We start from the raw sequence: 16,179 nt of genomic DNA, 5'->3' as shown, positions 1-16,179 counted from the left end.
TAATATGTGCTATTCGTATTCCGCCGTGGAGCCCGCATGTCCCTGAATATCACCGTTATCAAAGATAAAATCCTCTCCGAAAACTACTTTATCCTGCGCAATATCACCTACAACTTAACCCAGCGAAACGGTGAGGTCGTCCAGCATAAGCGTGAAGTGTACGATCGCGGTAACGGCGCGACGGTACTGCTGTATAACCGCCAGAAACAGAGCGTGGTGCTGGTGCGCCAGTTTCGCGTCGCCACCTGGGTTAACGGTAATCTCGATGGCATGCTGATTGAAACCTGCGCGGGCCTGCTGGACGATGACGAGCCGGAGGCCTGCATCCGTAAAGAGGCGATTGAAGAGACCGGCTACCAGGTCAGCAACGTGCGTAAAGTGTTTCAGCTGTATATGTCGCCGGGCGGCGTCACTGAAATCGTCCACTTCTTTATCGCCGAGTATGACGAACGTCTGCGGCAGAATGACGGTGGTGGGGTGGAAGATGAAGATATTGATGTGCTGGAGCTGCCGTTTACACAGGCAATTGAGATGATTCGTAGTGGCGAAATTTGCGACGGTAAGACGGTGATTTTGCTCCAGTATCTGCAAAACTCCGGCCTTATGGCGCAATAAGAGGCAATGCTCAATCCGATAAATCCGATTGAGCCTCGCCGCTTCGATAGTGAAGATACCCCCAGTATGCTGATGCTTTTTTCTTCTGGGGTTGTACCGTCCATGCGTTACCACGTTCTCCTGTTTTTCTTCTGCATCGGGTGGCTCCCGACGTCGGTGACGTGGGCCGCGCCAGCGCAGCAGCTGTTTTCCGACTGGTTAGTGACCTGTAATAACCAGAATTTCTGCGTCACCCGCAACGTGGGTCTGCACCACGGTCTGGTGATGACGTTAAGCCGTAGCGCCGGGGCGCACACCGACGCACAACTGCGTATCGAACTAGGTGGTCTGGTGAACCCAGTAGCTGCCGTCCCGGCGATTGAGCCACGGCTGCTGCTGGATGGTAAACCGCTGAAGCTCTCCGGCGAACATTGGAAAGTGCAGCCTAAGCTTCTGACTACTGGCGATAGCGTTACCATCGATGCGTTTCTCCAGCAGGTTCAGGATGCCGATACCATTACGCTGGATAAAGGCGTGCAGGTGATGTCGCTGAAGGGGTTGAAGGCGGCGCTGCTGTTTATCGACGCTCAGCAAAAGCGCGTGGGTAATGAAACCGCATGGGTGCGTAAAGGCGACGAACCGCCAATGAGCGTGCCGCCGGCACCGGCGCTGAAATCGGCGGTGAAAGCGATTCCCGCGCCCGTACCGCTGAACCATGATGAGTACAACGATCTGCTCGACTTCGCCACCTGGCGCATGAACAACAACCAGTGTTCTCTGGACCCTATCCGCCGCGAAGTGTGGGTTACCGCCTTAAGCGATGATAAAGCGCTGATCATGACCAGCTGTGAATCCGGCGCCTACAACACTATCTATCTCGCCTGGCTGGTATCGCGTCAGAAGCCGTTCATCACTACGCCAATACGTCTGCGCCTGCCATTCCTGCCTGCCGGCAGCGACAGCCGTGATATTGAACTGGTCAATCTGACCTTCAATGAAAACGCCCGGGAGCTGGTGACGCTGGATAAAGGGCGTGGCCTGGGCGACTGTGGCGTGCAAACGCGCTGGCGCTACGACGGCCAACGCTTCCGCCTGGTGCGCTATGCTGCGCAGCCGGAATGCGACAGCTGGCAGAGCGCGGATGCGTGGGCGACGCAGTGGGTCTCCGGTTAACGCTTTCTGATTTCAGTAATATAGGTGACGGCTACGTGAGCGGCAAAGTTCGGCACGTCGTCAAACGCCTCCTGACCCACCGGGGAAGCAAAGGCCGTCACCGCATCTTCCAGCGAATCAAACCACAGTTCGGAAAAACCGTCGATCGGTGAGTCAGGGTAGACGCGGCGATCGATAGGGTTCAGCACGTAGCCGCGCAGACCCGGCAACGCCAGGGCAATCTTGCTGTGCACGGCCTGCCAGTGGGCTACAAATTCTTCAAAACTCTGCGTCTCTTTTTTCGTCAGCAGACCGACGTGTTTAAAACCATTTGCCGTCGTCACAATATTCTCCAGTTTATCAACGTAATGATTAATTTAACGATTCCGGATGATGGCTTAACAGGCCTGCTTTGCCACATGATGGCGATTCGTCATCACGCTGAATACTATGATTGATTTTATTCTGGCGATAAATGGGGTTTCGGTCGCTTCTTTGTAGACATAAATTCTCCAATGCGCTACAGCTTGAGGGGACTTAATTCAGTGGACGCGGAACGATGCGAAAAACCGACAACCTCGGCGGGATCACCGCTTTTGTGACAACGGCACAGCAGGGCAGCTTTACTGCCGCCGCAGAGCAGTTGGGGCTGACCAAATCGGCAGTAGGTAAGAGCGTGAGCCGCCTCGAAGCACGCCTCGGGCTAACGCTGTTTCAGCGTTCTACCCGCCGACTGAGCCTGACCCCCGACGGCGAAGCCTTCCTTTCACGCTGTCAGCAGGCGATCGATATTCTTGAGCAGGCGGAAGCTGAGCTCACTTCGCACGTGATTCATCCATCCGGTCGGCTGCGGGTTGATCTACCGTCGGCTTTTGGCCGCCAGCGCGTGCTGCCGATCCTGTTAGCCATTACCCAACGCTACCCTGAACTGTCGTTGACGGTGACCTTCAGCGAGCGCTTTGTTGACTTGATTGAGGAGGGGATCGATCTGGTGGTGCGCATCGGTGAGCTGGCCGACAGCAGCGGGCTGGTCGCTCGACGACTGACGGCGCAGAAGCTGGTTATCTGCGCGGCCCCGGCTTACCTTGCGGCATTCGGCGAGCCGCTGAGCACAGAAGCGCTGGCTCGCCATCGCTGCGTGGTTGGTTTTCGGCGGAATCAGCCGATTTCATGGCTGCTAAAATCGGCGGACGGAATGATAACGCGCTTCACGCCGCCGCCAACCTTTGAGATGGCCGATGGTGATGCGATGTTAGCTGCAACGCTTGCCGGCTGCGGGCTCTCGCAGTTGCCGCGCTGGCTGGTGGCAGATGCGCTGGCCCAGGGGTTGCTGGTTGAAGTGTTGGCGGAAAGCGCGGGTGCGGAGATGCCCATCAGCGCCATCTGGCCGAAAAATCGCCAGCTGTTGCCGAAGATTCGCTATGCGGTGGATGAGCTGGTACGAGCGGGTCAGGAGGGGCGGTTGGATTAAGCCCATAACGATTTGGTTATGGTGAACATAACGAAAAAGCATAGATGGAAATCATGATCTTGCTATCGATAGTTGGTAACATGCGAGCAATAAATAAATAACAAAGCAAAGCGTGTTCGCAAGAGTATGGCGGCCTTCAAAGTTTGCCGGGCTGCCAAAGGCGATACTAGGCGCTTCCTTCGGGAGTGCATCAGGAACGTAATTGCGCTTCACCTTTTTAGTTCGATACGTGAAAGGAACCCTAAATGGACGACCAATTAAAACAAAGTGCCCTCGATTTCCATGAATTCCCTATCCCAGGAAAAATTCAAGTCTCCCCGACCAAGCCGCTGGCAACGCAGCGTGACCTTGCGCTGGCCTACTCTCCGGGCGTAGCGGCCCCGTGCCTGGAAATCGAAAAAGATCCGCTGGCGGCGTACAAATATACGGCGCGCGGCAACCTGGTGGCGGTGGTATCAAACGGTACCGCGGTACTCGGGTTGGGGAATATCGGCGCGCTCGCCGGTAAACCGGTAATGGAAGGCAAGGGCGTTTTGTTCAAGAAATTCGCCGGTATTGATGTTTTCGACATCGAGGTGGATGAAACCAACCCTGACAAATTTATCGACGTGGTTGCTGCGCTGGAGCCGACTTTCGGCGGCATCAACCTGGAAGATATCAAAGCACCGGAATGTTTCTACATTGAGCAGAAATTGCGTGAACGTATGAACATTCCTGTGTTCCATGACGATCAGCACGGTACAGCAATTATCAGCACCGCGGCCATCCTCAACGGCCTGCGCGTTGTCGAGAAAAATATCTCCGACGTTCGCATGGTGGTTTCCGGCGCGGGTGCGGCGGCGATCGCCTGTATGAACCTGCTGGTGGCACTGGGGATGCAGAAGCACAACATTGTGGTCTGCGACTCGAAGGGCGTGATTTACGAAGGCCGCGAGCCGAATATGGCGGAAACCAAAGCCGCTTATGCGGTGAAAGATGACGGTAAACGCAGCCTCGACGACGTGATTGCCGATGCCGATATCTTCCTTGGCTGCTCCGGCCCGAAAGTGCTGACCCAGGAGATGGTCAAGAAGATGGCGCGTGCGCCGATGATTCTGGCGCTGGCAAACCCAGAACCGGAGATCCTGCCGCCGCTGGCGAAAGAAGTGCGTCCGGATGCGATTATCTGTACCGGTCGTTCTGACTATCCGAACCAGGTAAACAACGTGCTGTGCTTCCCGTTCATCTTCCGCGGTGCGCTGGACGTTGGCGCAACGGCGATTAATGAAGAGATGAAGCTGGCGGCAGTCCACGCCATTGCGGAACTGGCGCACGCTGAGCAGAGTGAAGTAGTGGCCTCCGCCTACGGCGACCAGGACCTGAGCTTTGGCCCGGAATATATTATTCCTAAGCCGTTCGATCCGCGTCTGATCGTCAAGATCGCCCCTGCGGTAGCCAAAGCCGCGATGGACTCCGGCGTAGCGAATCGCCCGATTGCCGATTTTGATGCCTACATCGAAAAACTGAGCGAGTTCGTCTACAAAACCAACCTGTTTATGAAGCCGATTTTCTCTCAGGCGCGTAAAGAGCCGAAGCGTATCGTGCTGGCAGAAGGGGAAGATAACCGCGTACTGCACGCGACGCAGGAGCTGATCACGCTGGGTCTGGCGAAGCCGATTCTGATTGGTCGCCCAAGCGTTATTGAAATGCGCCTGCAGAAGCTGGGGCTGCAAATCAAAGCGGGCGTAGACTTCGAAATCGTTAACAACGAATCGGACCCGCGCTTTAAAGAGTACTGGCAGGAATATTACAACCTGATGAAGCGCCGTGGCATCACTCAGGAGCAGGCGCAGCGTGAAATGCGTAGCAACACCACCGCGATTGGCTCCATTATGGTGCTGCGCGGCGAAGCTGACGGCATGATCTGCGGCACCATTGGCGACTATCACGAGCACTTCAGCGCCGTACAGCCGCTGTTTGGCTACCGTGAAGGCGTTCATACCGCCGGTGCAATGAACGCGCTGCTGCTGCCAAGCGGCAACACCTTTATTGCCGATACCTACGTCAACAACGATCCGACGCCGGAACAGATTGCTGAAATCACCCTGATGGCGGCGGAAAGCGTGCGCCGTTTCGGTATCGAACCGCGCGTGGCGCTGTTGTCACACTCTAACTTTGGTTCGTCCGACTGCCCGTCAGCCAGCAAAATGCGCGATGCGCTGGAGCTGGTGAAGGCGCGTGATCCTGAGCTGATGATTGACGGTGAGATGCACGGCGATGCCGCGCTGGTGGAAAGCATTCGCAATGACCGTATGCCGGACAGCCCGCTGAAAGGCTCTGCGAACATTCTGGTGATGCCAAATATGGAAGCGGCGCGCATCAGCTACAACCTGCTGCGCGTATCCAGTTCAGAAGGGGTAACCGTGGGGCCAGTGCTGATGGGGGTATCGAAGCCGGTACATATCCTGACGCCGATCGCTTCCGTCCGCCGTATCGTTAACATGGTGGCGCTGGCGGTAGTCGAAGCGCAAACCCAGCCGCTGTAACCATGTCGCCCGGGCGAGGCGTTTACGCTGACCCCGGGGTGGCTCCGAGCTGATCCCGGCGGCGCTTCGCTTGGCGGGCTACAGGAGCCAGTCTTTTACTTTAATGAATTCGCTCAAGGCGGCTTCCGGGCTGCCTTCTTCCGGCTGGTAGTTGTACTCCCAGCGCACCAGCGGCGGCATCGACATTAGAATCGACTCCGTGCGCCCACCGGTCTGCAGGCCGAATAGCGTGCCGCGGTCCCACACCAGATTAAACTCCACGTAACGCCCGCGGCGGTAGAGCTGGAAATCACGCTCGCGCTCGCTGTACGGCATTGCCTTGCGGCGTTCAACAATCGGCAGGTAGGCGTCGGTGAAGCCTTTCCCCACGGCCTGCATAAAGCCAAAGCAGTGGTCGAAGTCAGGCGTATTCAGGTCGTCAAAGAACAGGCCGCCAATGCCGCGCTGCTCGTTGCGGTGCTTGAGGTGGAAGTAGTCGTCGCACCATTTTTTGTAGCGTGGATAGACATCCTCGCCAAACGGCTGACACAGGTCGCGAGCGACGGTATGCCAGTGCACTGCATCTTCCTGGAAACCGTAGTAGGGCGTTAAATCGAAGCCGCCGCCAAACCACCACACCGGCTCAGCACCCGGCTTTTCGGCGATAAAGAAGCGTACGTTGGCGTGGCTTGTCGGGACATACGGATTACGCGGATGTACCACCAGTGACACGCCCATCGCTTCAAAGCTGCGCCCGGCAAGCTCCGGGCGATGCGCGGTGGCGGATGCGGGCATCGCGTCGCCGTGGACGTGGGAGAAATTCACTCCGGCCTGTTCAAAGACGCTGCCGTCGCGCAGCACCCGGCTACGACCGCCGCCGCCCGCTTCACGCTGCCAGCTATCCTCAATAAAGGTGCCGCCATCTACGCGCTCAAGCTGCTGACAGATATCGTCCTGTAACTTAAGCAGAAAGGCTTTCACCTGCTGTACGTTGATGGTCATTAACGTCTCTTCGCGTGGGCTTTCTGGTTATCAAACCAGTGGAAATAGCTGATGATGCCTGAGGCAATCGCATCGGCAATTTTCTGCCTGAACGCGGTGGTACCCAGCAGCTTTTCTTCACCTGGGTTGGTAATAAATGAGGTTTCCACCAGCACCGACGGAATAGACGGTGACTTCAGCACCACAAATGCGGCCTGTTCCGTGCTGCGGCTGTGCAGCTTGTGCACCGGCTTAATTTTCTTTAGCACGTGCGAGCCGAGCGTCAGGCTGTTTTTAATGGTGTCGGTCTGGACAAGGTCAAACAGCACCTGCTGGAGCAGGTGGTCTTTATCCTTGGCCTTTTTGCCGGCGAGTTCATCGGCGGCGTTCTCTTTATCCGACAGGTATTTTGCCATGGCGCTACTGGCCCCTCGGTTCGAGAGAGCAAATACCGATGCGCCCGCCGCAGAAGGGTTGGTAAAGCCGTCCGCGTGAATCGACATAAACAGATCCGCACCGTGCTGATGGGCAATCTCGACCCTGTCGTACAGTGGAATAAAGGTGTCACCAGAGCGGGTCAATTTGGCATCGATACCGTTCTTCTGCAAAATAGCGCGCACGTTTTTGGCTATCGCCAACACCACGTGTTTCTCTTTCGAACCGTTATGCCCAATGGCTCCGGTATCAATACCGCCGTGGCCTGGGTCCAGCATCACTAAGCGCCTGCCCGACGATTTCTTTGCCGGTTTGCTGTGACCGTTGCTGGTTTTTAAATTGGTCTCTTTAGCGACTGCCTGGGAGGCGATCCCCGACAGCGTGAGTGCAGCCAATCCGGCTTTTAGCACCTGGCGGCGCGAAGTCAGTATTTTTAAGGGTTTAAAAGTGCTCATTCCGGCCTGAGTTGTAAAAACAAGAATCCATATGTTATATCGTATCGCGATTTTCGTTACGACTGTTCGTGATGAGAATTGTTTTACTTTTCATTTCAATACGTGTCTGTACCGTATTATGCCATTTTTTTCACTGTGCCGCGTCAGATATTGGCTAAATTGCCCGTTCACGCCATAATCACTGTTTTTAAACCTGAAAAGGCGGGTAATACCATGGAGATACGCGTTTTTCGCCAGTCGGACTTTGAAGAGGTCATCACCCTGTGGGAGCGATGCGATCTGCTGCGGCCGTGGAACGACCCGGAGATGGACATTGAGCGCAAGGTCAACCACGACGTCAGCCTGTTCCTGGTCGCCGAAGTGAACGGTGAAGTGGTGGGCACTATTATGGGTGGCTACGACGGCCACCGTGGCTCTGCATACTATCTCGGCGTACACCCGGAATACCGGGGGCGCGGCATCGCCAACGCGCTGCTTAATCGCCTTGAGAAGAAGTTGATTGCCCGCGGCTGCCCGAAAATCCAGATTATGGTGCGCGAAGAAAACGACGTGGTGCTTGGGATGTATGAGCGTTTAGGCTATGAACATGCCGACGCACAAAGTTTAGGTAAGCGCCTGATAGAAGATGAAGAGTACTGAGTTTTCGCCCGCTGATTACGACCCGCAGGGCCGTCTGCGTCTGCCTTTCCTGTTCTGGTGCCTGCTGCTGTTGCAGGCGCGGACGTGGGTACTGTTCCTGATGGCGGGCGCATCGCGCGACCAGGGCGATGCGCTGCTGAATCTGTTTTATCCCGACCATAGCCTTTTCTGGATTGGTCTGATCCCCGGCGTACCGGCGGTACTGGCTTTTTTGCTGAGCGGGCGGCGGCATCTGTATCCGCGCCTTTGGCAATGGCTGCGCCCGGTGCTGATCTTCGCCCAGCTGATTTTGCTGCTCTGGCAGCCCTGCCTTTGGCTGAGCGGTGAAACGCTCTCTGGCATAGGCTTAAGCCTGTTTTTACTCGATATTTTTGCCTTATGGTGGCTTATCACCAACCGGCGTTTACGCGCCTGTTTTACGGATGTCGCAGAATAGACGGCACTTTTTGTGTTTACTGGACTCCAATAGGCCTGACTTGAATATATAGGAAGTATCAATGAAATCGCTGCGTTTACTCTTGTGTGCCCTCCCGCTGGCGCTGACCGGCTGCTCTACGCTGTCGTCGGTGAACTGGTCTGCCGCCTATCCGTGGAACTGGTTTGGTTCCTCTGCCGGCGTGACGGAGCAGGGCGTGGGCGGGCTTAGCGGCTCAACGGCGCTGAACGAGCAGGCGATTAGCGACGCGCTCGGCAGCAGCTACCGTCTGCGTAGCGGGATGAAAGCGAACGGCGGAAATATCGTTCACTACTTTGAAGCGCTGCGCGGCGATACGCTGGCGCTGGTGATTAACGGCGATAGCGGCACCGTCAGCCGTATTGATGTTCTTGATGACAGTATTGAAGCCGCTGATGACGTGAAGGTCGGCACCCCGTTCAATAAAGTTTACGATAAAGCCTTCGGCAACTGTCAGGCGACAACGGGAGACGACAGCAACGTCGTCGAGTGCAAGGCCAAAGGTAGTGAGCACATCAGCTATCAGTTCTCGGGCAACTGGCAGGGGCCGCAGGGTCTGATGCCGCCGGACGATACGCTGAAAAACTGGACGCTGAAGAAAATTATCTGGCGTCGCTAAATTTGACGCCAGATAGCCCGTGGATGCCAAAAGCGGGTACAATATGTGAGGTTTTTATATGCCACGATGTCGTGGCATTTTATTTCAGGAGGAGCGATGTCTCAGGTTCAGAGCGGCATTTTGCCGGAACATTGCCGTGCGGCGATTTGGATTGAAGCCAATGTTAAAGGGGACGTAAACGCCCTGCGTGCTGGCAGCAAAATTTTTGCCGAAAAGCTGGCGGCGTTTCAGGATAAATTCCCGGATGCACATTTAGGCGCGGTAGTGGCGTTTGGTCACAACACCTGGCGTGAGCTGAGCGGCGGCGTAGGTGCAGAAGAGCTGAAAGACTTCCCTCCGTACGGTAAAGGACTTGCGCCTTCCACGCAGTTTGATGTGCTGATCCACATTCTGTCGCTGCGCCACGACGTTAACTTCTCCGTTGCCCAGGCTGCGCTGGCGGCGTTCGGTGATTCCCTGGACGTGCAGGAAGAAGTGCACGGTTTCCGTTGGGTTGAAGAGCGTGACCTGAGCGGCTTTGTTGATGGTACCGAAAACCCGGCGGGTGAAGAGACGCGCCGCGAAGTTGCGGTCATTAAAGATGGTGTTGATGCAGGCGGCAGCTACGTCTTCGTACAGCGCTGGGAGCACAACCTCAAGCAGCTTAATCGCATGAGCGTGCCGGATCAGGAAATGATGTTTGGCCGTACCAAAGAAGCCAACGAAGAGATTGACGGCGACGAGCGCCCGGAAACCTCTCACCTGACCCGCGTTGACCTGAAAGAAGACGGTAAAGGGCTGAAAATTGTGCGCCAGAGCCTGCCTTACGGCACCGCAAGCGGCACCCACGGCCTCTATTTCTGCGCCTACTGCGCGCGCCTGCACAACATTGAGCAGCAGCTGCTGAGCATGTTTGGCGACACCGACGGTAAGCGTGATGCGATGCTGCGCTTTACTAAGCCGGTGACCGGTGGGTATTACTTTGCGCCTTCGCTGGATAAGCTGGTGGCGTTGTAGTTTGGTGCTGCCCCCTCACCCTAACCCTCTCCCCGCAGGGGAGAGGGGACCGTTAGGTGCGGTTTGCTATTCCCCCTCTCCCTTTCAGGGAGAGGGCCGGGGTGAGGGTAATTGCGACAACAATGCCTCCAGAATTTGCGTCAACACCGCCTCCTCATTCCCCATCAACTCATTATTCCAGAACCGTAATACTCTCCACCCTTGCCGCTCAAGCCATGCTGATCTCCTTGCATCATATCCCGCCCTTTCATCATGCTGCCCACCATCCAGCTCCACTGCCAGGCGAGCAGCACAGCAAGCAAAATCAAGAATATAGGGCCCAACCGGATGCTGACGACGGAGCTTAAACTGCGTAAACCGACGATCTCGGAGCTGATACCACAAGCGGCGTTCATGGGGCGTAAGTCCTCGCCTTAACTGACGAGCAAAATCATAGGTATTTTCCATTCAGGCACTTTGCCTGTATGTTTTCGCTTTGTCAGAATGCTGTTACGATTCTGGAATCTCGCTTCAGAAAGCACCATCCTGGCGCTTATTCTCTTTTCAACTTCCAAATCACCAAACGGTATATAAAACCGTTACTCCTTTCGTCCCCGTTATAAATACACTGATGCTCAAAGAGTCTTCAAACGATAGGGTGCGCAATGGCTATTACGTTACTGAAAAAAAGATACCTGGCGCTGGCTGCTTCAATGCTGCTGGTGGCACAAGCACAGGCGACAGAGTTGTTAAACAGCTCTTATGACGTCTCCCGTGAGCTGTTTGCCGCCCTGAATACGCCGTTTGAGCAGCAATGGGCCAAGGATAACGCGGGTGACAAGCTGACCATCAAGCAATCTCACGCCGGTTCTTCCAAGCAGGCGCTGGCGATTTTGCAGGGCTTAAAAGCTGACGTTGTAACTTATAACCAGGTGACCGATGTGCAGATCCTGCACGACAAAGGCAACCTGATCCCGGCTGACTGGCAGTCTCGTTTGCCCAACAACAGTTCGCCGTTCTACTCGACTATGGCCTTCCTGGTGCGTAAGGGCAACCCGAAGCATATCGAGAGCTGGAATGATCTGGTGCGTCCGGACGTGAAGCTGATTTTCCCGAACCCGAAAACTTCTGGTAACGCCCGCTATACCTATCTGGCAGCGTGGGGCGCGGCGGATCAGGCCGACGGTGGCGATAAAGCCAAAACCCAGCAGTTTATGACCCAGTTCCTGAAAAACGTCGAAGTGTTTGATACCGGCGGCCGTGGGGCAACCACCACCTTCGTGGAACGCGGTCTCGGTGACGTGCTGATCACCTTTGAATCTGAAGTGAACAACATTCGTAAGCAGTATGAAGATCAGGGCTTCGAAGTGGTGGTGCCGAAGGTCAACATTCTGGCGGAGTTCCCGGTCGCGTGGGTGGATAAAAACGTCAAAGCTAACGGTACCGAGAAGGCGGCGAAAGCCTACCTGAATTACCTGTATAGCCCGCAGGCGCAAACCATCATCACTGACTATTACTACCGCGTGAACAACCCTCAGGTGATGGACAAGCTGAAAGACAAATTCCCGCAGACCGAGCTGTTCCGCGTGGAAGACAAGTTCGGTGCCTGGCCTGAAGTGATGAAAACGCATTTCGCCAGCGGTGGCGAGTTAGACAAGCTGTTAGCGGCGGGGCGTAAGTAATGTTTGCAGTCTCCTCCAGACGCGTGCTGCCGGGCTTTACCCTGAGCCTCGGCACCAGTCTGCTGTTTGTGTGTTTAATACTATTGTTGCCGCTGAGCGCGCTGGTCATGCAGCTGGCGCAGATGAGCTGGTCGCAGTACTGGGAAGTCATCACCAACCCGCAGGTGGTAGCGGCCTACAAAGTGACGCTGCTGTCGGCGTTTGTGGCCTCAATTTTTAACGGCGTGTTTGGCCTGCTGATGGCGTGGATTTTAACCCGCTACCGTTTCCCGGGCCGCACGCTGCTGGATGCGCTGATGGATCTGCCGTTTGCATTGCCAACGGCGGTGGCTGGCCTGACGCTGGCGTCGCTGTTCTCAGTGAACGGCTTCTACGGTGAGTGGCTGGCGAAGTTTGATATCAAGGTGACCTATACCTGGCTTGGTATTGCGGTGGCGATGGCGTTTACCAGCATCCCGTTCGTGGTGCGTACCGTACAGCCGGTGCTGGAGGAGTTAGGTCCCGAGTATGAAGAAGCGGCGGAAACCCTGGGCGCCACGCGCTGGCAGAGCTTCCGTAAAGTGGTGTTGCCGGAGCTGTCTCCGGCGCTGGTGGCGGGCGTGGCGCTGTCGTTCACCCGCAGCCTCGGTGAGTTTGGTGCGGTGATTTTCATCGCCGGTAACATTGCATGGAAGACGGAAGTGACCTCGCTGATGATCTTTATTCGCCTGCAGGAGTTTGATTATCCGGCGGCGAGCGCGATTGCGTCGGTGATCCTCGCGGCCTCTCTGCTGCTGCTGTTCTCCATCAACACCTTGCAAAGTCGCTTTGGTCGACGTGTGGTAGGTCACTAATGGCGGAAGTTACTCAATTGAAACGCTATGACGCCCCCCGCATCAACTGGGGGAAATGGGTGCTGATTGGCATCGGGATGGTGGTTTCGGCCTTTATCCTGCTGGTGCCGATGATTTATATCTTCGTCCAGGCGTTCAGCAAAGGGCTGATGCCGGTGCTGCATAACCTGGCCGACCCGGACATGCTGCACGCTATCTGGCTGACGGTGATGATTGCGTTGATTACCGTGCCGGTGAACCTGGTGTTCGGCGTGCTGCTCGCCTGGCTGGTGACGCGCTTTAACTTCCCGGGACGTCAATTACTGCTGACGTTGCTGGATATCCCATTTGCCGTCTCGCCGGTGGTGGCGGGTCTGGTTTATCTGCTGTTCTACGGTTCCAACGGCCCGCTCGGTGGCTGGCTGGAAGCGCATAACCTGCAGATTATGTTTGCCTGGCCGGGCATGGTGCTGGTCACCATCTTCGTGACCTGCCCGTTCGTGGTACGTGAACTGGTGCCGGTGATGCTGAGCCAGGGCAGCCAGGAAGACGAAGCGGCGGTGCTGCTTGGTGCTTCCGGCTGGCAGATGTTTAAACGCGTTACGTTGCCGAACATTCGCTGGGCGCTGCTGTACGGCGTGGTGCTGACCAACGCCCGCGCAATCGGTGAATTTGGCGCGGTGTCGGTAGTCTCTGGCTCCATTCGCGGCGAGACCCTGTCGTTACCGTTACAGATTGAACTGCTGGAGCAGGACTACAACACCGTCGGTTCCTTTACCGCCGCCGCGTTGCTGACCCTGATGGCTATTTTGACCTTGTTCTTAAAGAGTGCGTTGCAGTGGCGTTTGCATAATCAAGAAAAACGCGCGCAACAGGAGGGAAATCATGAGCATTGAGATTGCCAATATTAAGAAGTCTTTTGGTCGCACCCAGGTGCTGAATGATATCTCTCTGGATATCCCTTCCGGCCAGATGGTCGCGCTGCTGGGGCCGTCCGGCTCCGGGAAAACCACGCTGCTGCGTATTATCGCCGGGCTGGAACACCAGACCAGCGGGCATATTCGCTTCCACGGTACCGACGTCAGTCGTCTGCACGCCCGTGACCGCAAGGTAGGTTTTGTTTTCCAGCACTACGCGCTGTTCCGCCATATGACGGTGTTCGACAACATCGCCTTTGGCCTGACCGTGCTGCCGCGTCGCGAACGACCGAACGCCGCGACCATTAAGGCAAAAGTGACCAAACTGCTGGAGATGGTACAGCTTGCCCATCTGGCAGACCGCTACCCGGCACAGCTCTCCGGCGGGCAGAAACAGCGCGTGGCGCTGGCCCGCGCGCTGGCGGTAGAACCGCAGATTTTACTGCTCGACGAACCGTTCGGCGCGCTGGATGCGCAGGTGCGTAAAGAGCTGCGCCGCTGGCTGCGCCAGCTGCATGAAGAGCTGAAATTCACCAGCGTCTTCGTTACCCACGACCAGGAAGAGGCGATGGAAGTTGCCAACCGCGTGGTGGTGATGAGCCAGGGCAATATTGAACAGGCTGATGAGCCGGATCAGGTATGGCGCGAGCCTGCGACTCGCTTCGTACTGGAGTTTATGGGCGAAGTGAACCGTTTGCAGGGCACCATTCGTGGCGGGCAGTTCCACGTTGGCGCGCACCGTTGGCCGCTGGGCTATACGCCGTCCTATCAGGGGCCGGTGGATCTGTTCCTGCGCCCGTGGGAAGTGGACGTGAGCCGTCGTACCAGCCTCGATTCTCCGCTGCCGGTACAGGTGCTGGAAGCCAGCCCGAAAGGTCACTACACCCAATTAGTTGTTCAGCCTCTGGGGTGGTATCAGGATCCATTAACGGTGGTGATGCGCGGTGACGACGCGCCGCTGCGAGGCGATCGCCTGTTTGTCGGTCTGCAGAATGCGCGCCTGTACCATGGCGACCAGCGTATTGAGTCCCATGAGACGCTTGCTCTGGCAGAAACGGCCTGATAGCTTAATCGCACGTGGTTTTGCCGGGTGGCGCTACGCTTACCCGGCCTACAAGACAATATTGACAGGCCCGGTAAGCGAAACGCAGCCGGGCTTTTTATTGGACAGCAGAAGTGAATACATTAGAACAAACGATCGGCAACACGCCGCTGGTCAAATTACAACGTCTGGGGCCGGATAACGGCAGCGAAATCTGGATCAAGCTGGAAGGCAACAACCCGGCGGGTTCGGTCAAAGACCGCGCCGCGCTGTCAATGATTGTCGAAGCAGAAAAACGCGGCGAAATTAAGCCGGGCGACGTGCTGATTGAAGCTACCAGCGGCAATACCGGTATTGCGCTGGCGATGATTGCCGCGCTCAAGGGTTACCAGATGAAGCTGTTGATGCCCGACAACATGAGTCAGGAACGTCGTGCGGCGATGCGTGCCTACGGTGCCGAACTGATTCTGGTCACCAAAGAGCAGGGGATGGAAGGGGCGCGCGATTTAGCGCTTGAAATGGCCCAGCGCGGCGAAGGCAAGCTGCTGGATCAGTTCAACAACCCGGATAACCCGTACGCACACTACACCACCACCGGCCCGGAAATCTGGCAGCAGACGGCGGGGCGCATTACCCATTTCGTCTCCAGTATGGGAACCACCGGCACCATTACCGGCGTGTCGCGCTTTTTACGCGAGCAGGACAAGGCGGTCACTATTGTTGGTCTGCAGCCGGAAGAGGGCAGCAGTATTCCGGGCATTCGCCGCTGGCCGGCAGAGTATATGCCGGGTATTTTCAATGCCAGTCTTGTCGATCAGGTGCTGGATATCCACCAGAACGCCGCGGAAAACACCATGCGTGCGCTGGCGGTGAAAGAAGGCGTGTTCTGCGGCGTGAGTTCCGGCGGTGCGGTAGCCGGGGCAATTCGCGTAGCCGAACAACATCCTGGAGCCGTAGTGGTAGCGATCATTTGCGATCGCGGCGATCGCTACCTCTCAACCGGCGTGTTTGGCGAAGAGCACTTCAGCCAGGGGGCGGGGATCTAAACCTCGGGCTTATCCAGCAAATCTGTGCCGTAAGAGTTATCTACGGTACAGAGCCAGCGGCCTGCAAGCTTTTGAAAAACGTAGGTGGCGCGTCGCGTGACCTGCGTAGACCCTCCCTCTGCTAGCGGAATATCCAGCCGGGTTTCCATGATCACCAGCGCGTTATCGCCACCTTCAATAATCTCCATCCGACCCTGCGTTACCACCAGTCGATGTTCAAAGTAGTCGGCGATGGCAATAAACGCTTTGCGAATATTCTCTTTGCCGCTGACGACCATCCCCGGCTTAACCACCAGAGTGGCGTCGTCGGCGTAGTATCCCATCAGCGTGGCGTAGTCTTCCTGCGAGATAGCGCGGTCGCAGGCTTCGATAACGGCTTTTAGCGATGTTGCAGACATGGG

18 protein-coding genes are annotated in these 16,179 nt (G+C 56.3%); 13 read left to right on the top strand and 5 right to left on the bottom strand.

Translation table 11 applies throughout. From position 1 onward, the window contains the following. The first annotated feature begins 36 nt into the window (after positions 1–36). Positions 37–615, top strand: a complete 579-nt coding sequence (gene nudK, locus V6940_RS18065; RefSeq protein ID WP_333496777.1) for a GDP-mannose pyrophosphatase NudK — start codon at positions 37–39, stop codon at positions 613–615. A gap of 102 nt (positions 616–717) precedes the next feature. Next, a complete protein-coding gene (locus tag V6940_RS18060; RefSeq protein ID WP_333496776.1) occupies positions 718–1,767 on the top strand; it encodes a DUF1176 domain-containing protein in 1,050 nt (349 codons plus the stop codon). Here the strand turns inward: V6940_RS18060 and V6940_RS18055 are convergent. After that, a complete protein-coding gene (locus tag V6940_RS18055; protein ID WP_333496775.1) occupies positions 1,764–2,090 on the bottom strand; it encodes an EthD family reductase in 327 nt (108 codons plus the stop codon). The genes V6940_RS18060 and V6940_RS18055 overlap by 4 nt on opposite strands. 215 nt (positions 2,091–2,305) lie before the next feature. Between V6940_RS18055 and V6940_RS18050 the strand changes: the two genes are divergently transcribed. Further along, positions 2,306–3,217 (top strand): LysR substrate-binding domain-containing protein, encoded by a 912-nt coding sequence (locus V6940_RS18050; protein WP_333496774.1) that lies wholly within the window; start codon positions 2,306–2,308, stop codon positions 3,215–3,217. Between the two features lie 245 nt (positions 3,218–3,462). Beyond that, positions 3,463–5,742, top strand: a complete 2,280-nt coding sequence (gene maeB / locus V6940_RS18045) for an NADP-dependent oxaloacetate-decarboxylating malate dehydrogenase (protein WP_220438257.1) — start codon at positions 3,463–3,465, stop codon at positions 5,740–5,742. 78 nt (positions 5,743–5,820) lie between these two features. On the opposite strand, the gene hemF is transcribed toward maeB, so the two are convergent. Together hemF and amiA are read right to left on the bottom strand one after the other, a co-directional pair. Next, complete coding sequence (gene hemF, locus V6940_RS18040) at positions 5,821–6,723, bottom strand: oxygen-dependent coproporphyrinogen oxidase (protein WP_333496773.1); 903 nt, start codon at positions 6,721–6,723, stop codon at positions 5,821–5,823. Then, the gene (gene amiA / locus V6940_RS18035; protein ID WP_185669899.1) at positions 6,723–7,592 is read right to left on the bottom strand and encodes an N-acetylmuramoyl-L-alanine amidase AmiA; all 870 of its coding nucleotides are present in this window, start codon (positions 7,590–7,592) and stop codon (positions 6,723–6,725) included. Before amiA ends, hemF begins: the two co-directional genes overlap by 1 nt. 213 nt (positions 7,593–7,805) lie before the next feature. Between amiA and V6940_RS18030 the strand changes: the two genes are divergently transcribed. The 4 genes from V6940_RS18030 to V6940_RS18015 all read left to right on the top strand — a co-directional run bounded on the left by V6940_RS18030 (position 7,806) and on the right by V6940_RS18015 (position 10,300). Next, complete coding sequence (locus V6940_RS18030) at positions 7,806–8,231, top strand: GNAT family acetyltransferase (RefSeq protein WP_035891508.1); 426 nt, start codon at positions 7,806–7,808, stop codon at positions 8,229–8,231. Further along, a complete protein-coding gene (locus V6940_RS18025; protein WP_333496772.1) occupies positions 8,218–8,667 on the top strand; it encodes a DUF2919 domain-containing protein in 450 nt (149 codons plus the stop codon). Before V6940_RS18030 ends, V6940_RS18025 begins: the two co-directional genes overlap by 14 nt. Before the next feature lie 61 nt (positions 8,668–8,728). Next, on the top strand, positions 8,729–9,304 hold the full coding sequence (locus V6940_RS18020; protein WP_333496771.1) for an RpoE-regulated lipoprotein: 576 nt from the start codon (positions 8,729–8,731) through the stop codon (positions 9,302–9,304). Positions 9,305–9,400: 96 nt separating this feature from the next. Next, positions 9,401–10,300 carry a Dyp-type peroxidase gene (locus V6940_RS18015; RefSeq protein WP_333496770.1) on the top strand — a complete coding sequence of 300 codons (900 nt, stop codon included), beginning with the start codon at positions 9,401–9,403 and terminating at the stop codon, positions 10,298–10,300. Between the two features lie 84 nt (positions 10,301–10,384). Here V6940_RS18015 and V6940_RS18010 read toward each other — a convergent pair whose 3' ends face one another. Further along, a complete protein-coding gene (locus V6940_RS18010; protein WP_333496769.1) occupies positions 10,385–10,747 on the bottom strand; it encodes an endonuclease domain-containing protein in 363 nt (120 codons plus the stop codon). Between the two features lie 197 nt (positions 10,748–10,944). Between V6940_RS18010 and V6940_RS18005 the strand changes: the two genes are divergently transcribed. The 5 genes from V6940_RS18005 to cysM all read left to right on the top strand — a co-directional run bounded on the left by V6940_RS18005 (position 10,945) and on the right by cysM (position 15,778). After that, complete coding sequence (locus V6940_RS18005) at positions 10,945–11,961, top strand: sulfate ABC transporter substrate-binding protein (RefSeq protein ID WP_333496768.1); 1,017 nt, start codon at positions 10,945–10,947, stop codon at positions 11,959–11,961. Continuing rightward, entirely contained in the window at positions 11,961–12,794 is an 834-nt protein-coding gene (cysT, locus tag V6940_RS18000; protein WP_185669904.1) for a sulfate/thiosulfate ABC transporter permease CysT, read from the top strand. Before V6940_RS18005 ends, cysT begins: the two co-directional genes overlap by 1 nt. After that, positions 12,794–13,669, top strand: coding sequence for a sulfate/thiosulfate ABC transporter permease CysW (gene cysW, locus V6940_RS17995; protein WP_185669905.1), 876 nt, complete (start codon positions 12,794–12,796; stop codon positions 13,667–13,669). Before cysT ends, cysW begins: the two co-directional genes overlap by 1 nt. Further along, positions 13,659–14,753, top strand: a complete 1,095-nt coding sequence (cysA, locus tag V6940_RS17990) for a sulfate/thiosulfate ABC transporter ATP-binding protein CysA (protein WP_333496767.1) — start codon at positions 13,659–13,661, stop codon at positions 14,751–14,753. The genes cysW and cysA overlap by 11 nt, the downstream gene beginning before the upstream one ends. A gap of 113 nt (positions 14,754–14,866) precedes the next feature. After that, positions 14,867–15,778 carry a cysteine synthase CysM gene (gene cysM, locus V6940_RS17985; protein WP_333496766.1) on the top strand — a complete coding sequence of 304 codons (912 nt, stop codon included), beginning with the start codon at positions 14,867–14,869 and terminating at the stop codon, positions 15,776–15,778. Here the strand turns inward: cysM and V6940_RS17980 are convergent. Beyond that, positions 15,775–16,176: a YybH family protein gene (locus V6940_RS17980; protein WP_333496765.1), complete on the bottom strand. Its 402-nt coding sequence runs from the start codon at positions 16,174–16,176 to the stop codon at positions 15,775–15,777. The two genes, cysM and V6940_RS17980, sit on opposite strands and share 4 nt — an antisense overlap. Between the last annotated feature and the right edge of the window lie 3 nt (positions 16,177–16,179).

Source organism: Kluyvera sp. CHPC 1.251 (genome assembly GCF_036759945.1).
GTDB lineage: Bacteria > Pseudomonadota > Gammaproteobacteria > Enterobacterales > Enterobacteriaceae > Kluyvera > Kluyvera sichuanensis.
Note: the sequence above shows the minus strand (reverse complement) of the source record. Positions and strands in the feature narration are given on the sequence as shown.

What these genes read in the sequence shown, in the direction of transcription:
- nudK (WP_333496777.1), top strand. Translation starts at nt 37, where the DNA reads ATGTCCCTGAATATCACCGTTATCAAAGATAAAATCCTCTCCGAAAAC.
- V6940_RS18060 (WP_333496776.1), top strand. Translation starts at nt 718, where the DNA reads ATGCGTTACCACGTTCTCCTGTTTTTCTTCTGCATCGGGTGGCTCCCG.
- V6940_RS18050 (WP_333496774.1), top strand. Translation starts at nt 2,306, where the DNA reads ATGCGAAAAACCGACAACCTCGGCGGGATCACCGCTTTTGTGACAACG.
- maeB (WP_220438257.1), top strand. Translation starts at nt 3,463, where the DNA reads ATGGACGACCAATTAAAACAAAGTGCCCTCGATTTCCATGAATTCCCT.
- hemF (WP_333496773.1), bottom strand. Translation starts at nt 6,723, where the DNA reads ATGACCATCAACGTACAGCAGGTGAAAGCCTTTCTGCTTAAGTTACAG.
- amiA (WP_185669899.1), bottom strand. Translation starts at nt 7,592, where the DNA reads ATGAGCACTTTTAAACCCTTAAAAATACTGACTTCGCGCCGCCAGGTG.
- V6940_RS18030 (WP_035891508.1), top strand. Translation starts at nt 7,806, where the DNA reads ATGGAGATACGCGTTTTTCGCCAGTCGGACTTTGAAGAGGTCATCACC.
- V6940_RS18025 (WP_333496772.1), top strand. Translation starts at nt 8,218, where the DNA reads ATGAAGAGTACTGAGTTTTCGCCCGCTGATTACGACCCGCAGGGCCGT.
- V6940_RS18020 (WP_333496771.1), top strand. Translation starts at nt 8,729, where the DNA reads ATGAAATCGCTGCGTTTACTCTTGTGTGCCCTCCCGCTGGCGCTGACC.
- V6940_RS18015 (WP_333496770.1), top strand. Translation starts at nt 9,401, where the DNA reads ATGTCTCAGGTTCAGAGCGGCATTTTGCCGGAACATTGCCGTGCGGCG.
- V6940_RS18010 (WP_333496769.1), bottom strand. Translation starts at nt 10,747, where the DNA reads ATGGAAAATACCTATGATTTTGCTCGTCAGTTAAGGCGAGGACTTACG.
- V6940_RS18005 (WP_333496768.1), top strand. Translation starts at nt 10,945, where the DNA reads ATGGCTATTACGTTACTGAAAAAAAGATACCTGGCGCTGGCTGCTTCA.
- cysT (WP_185669904.1), top strand. Translation starts at nt 11,961, where the DNA reads ATGTTTGCAGTCTCCTCCAGACGCGTGCTGCCGGGCTTTACCCTGAGC.
- cysW (WP_185669905.1), top strand. Translation starts at nt 12,794, where the DNA reads ATGGCGGAAGTTACTCAATTGAAACGCTATGACGCCCCCCGCATCAAC.
- cysA (WP_333496767.1), top strand. Translation starts at nt 13,659, where the DNA reads ATGAGCATTGAGATTGCCAATATTAAGAAGTCTTTTGGTCGCACCCAG.
- V6940_RS17980 (WP_333496765.1), bottom strand. Translation starts at nt 16,176, where the DNA reads ATGTCTGCAACATCGCTAAAAGCCGTTATCGAAGCCTGCGACCGCGCT.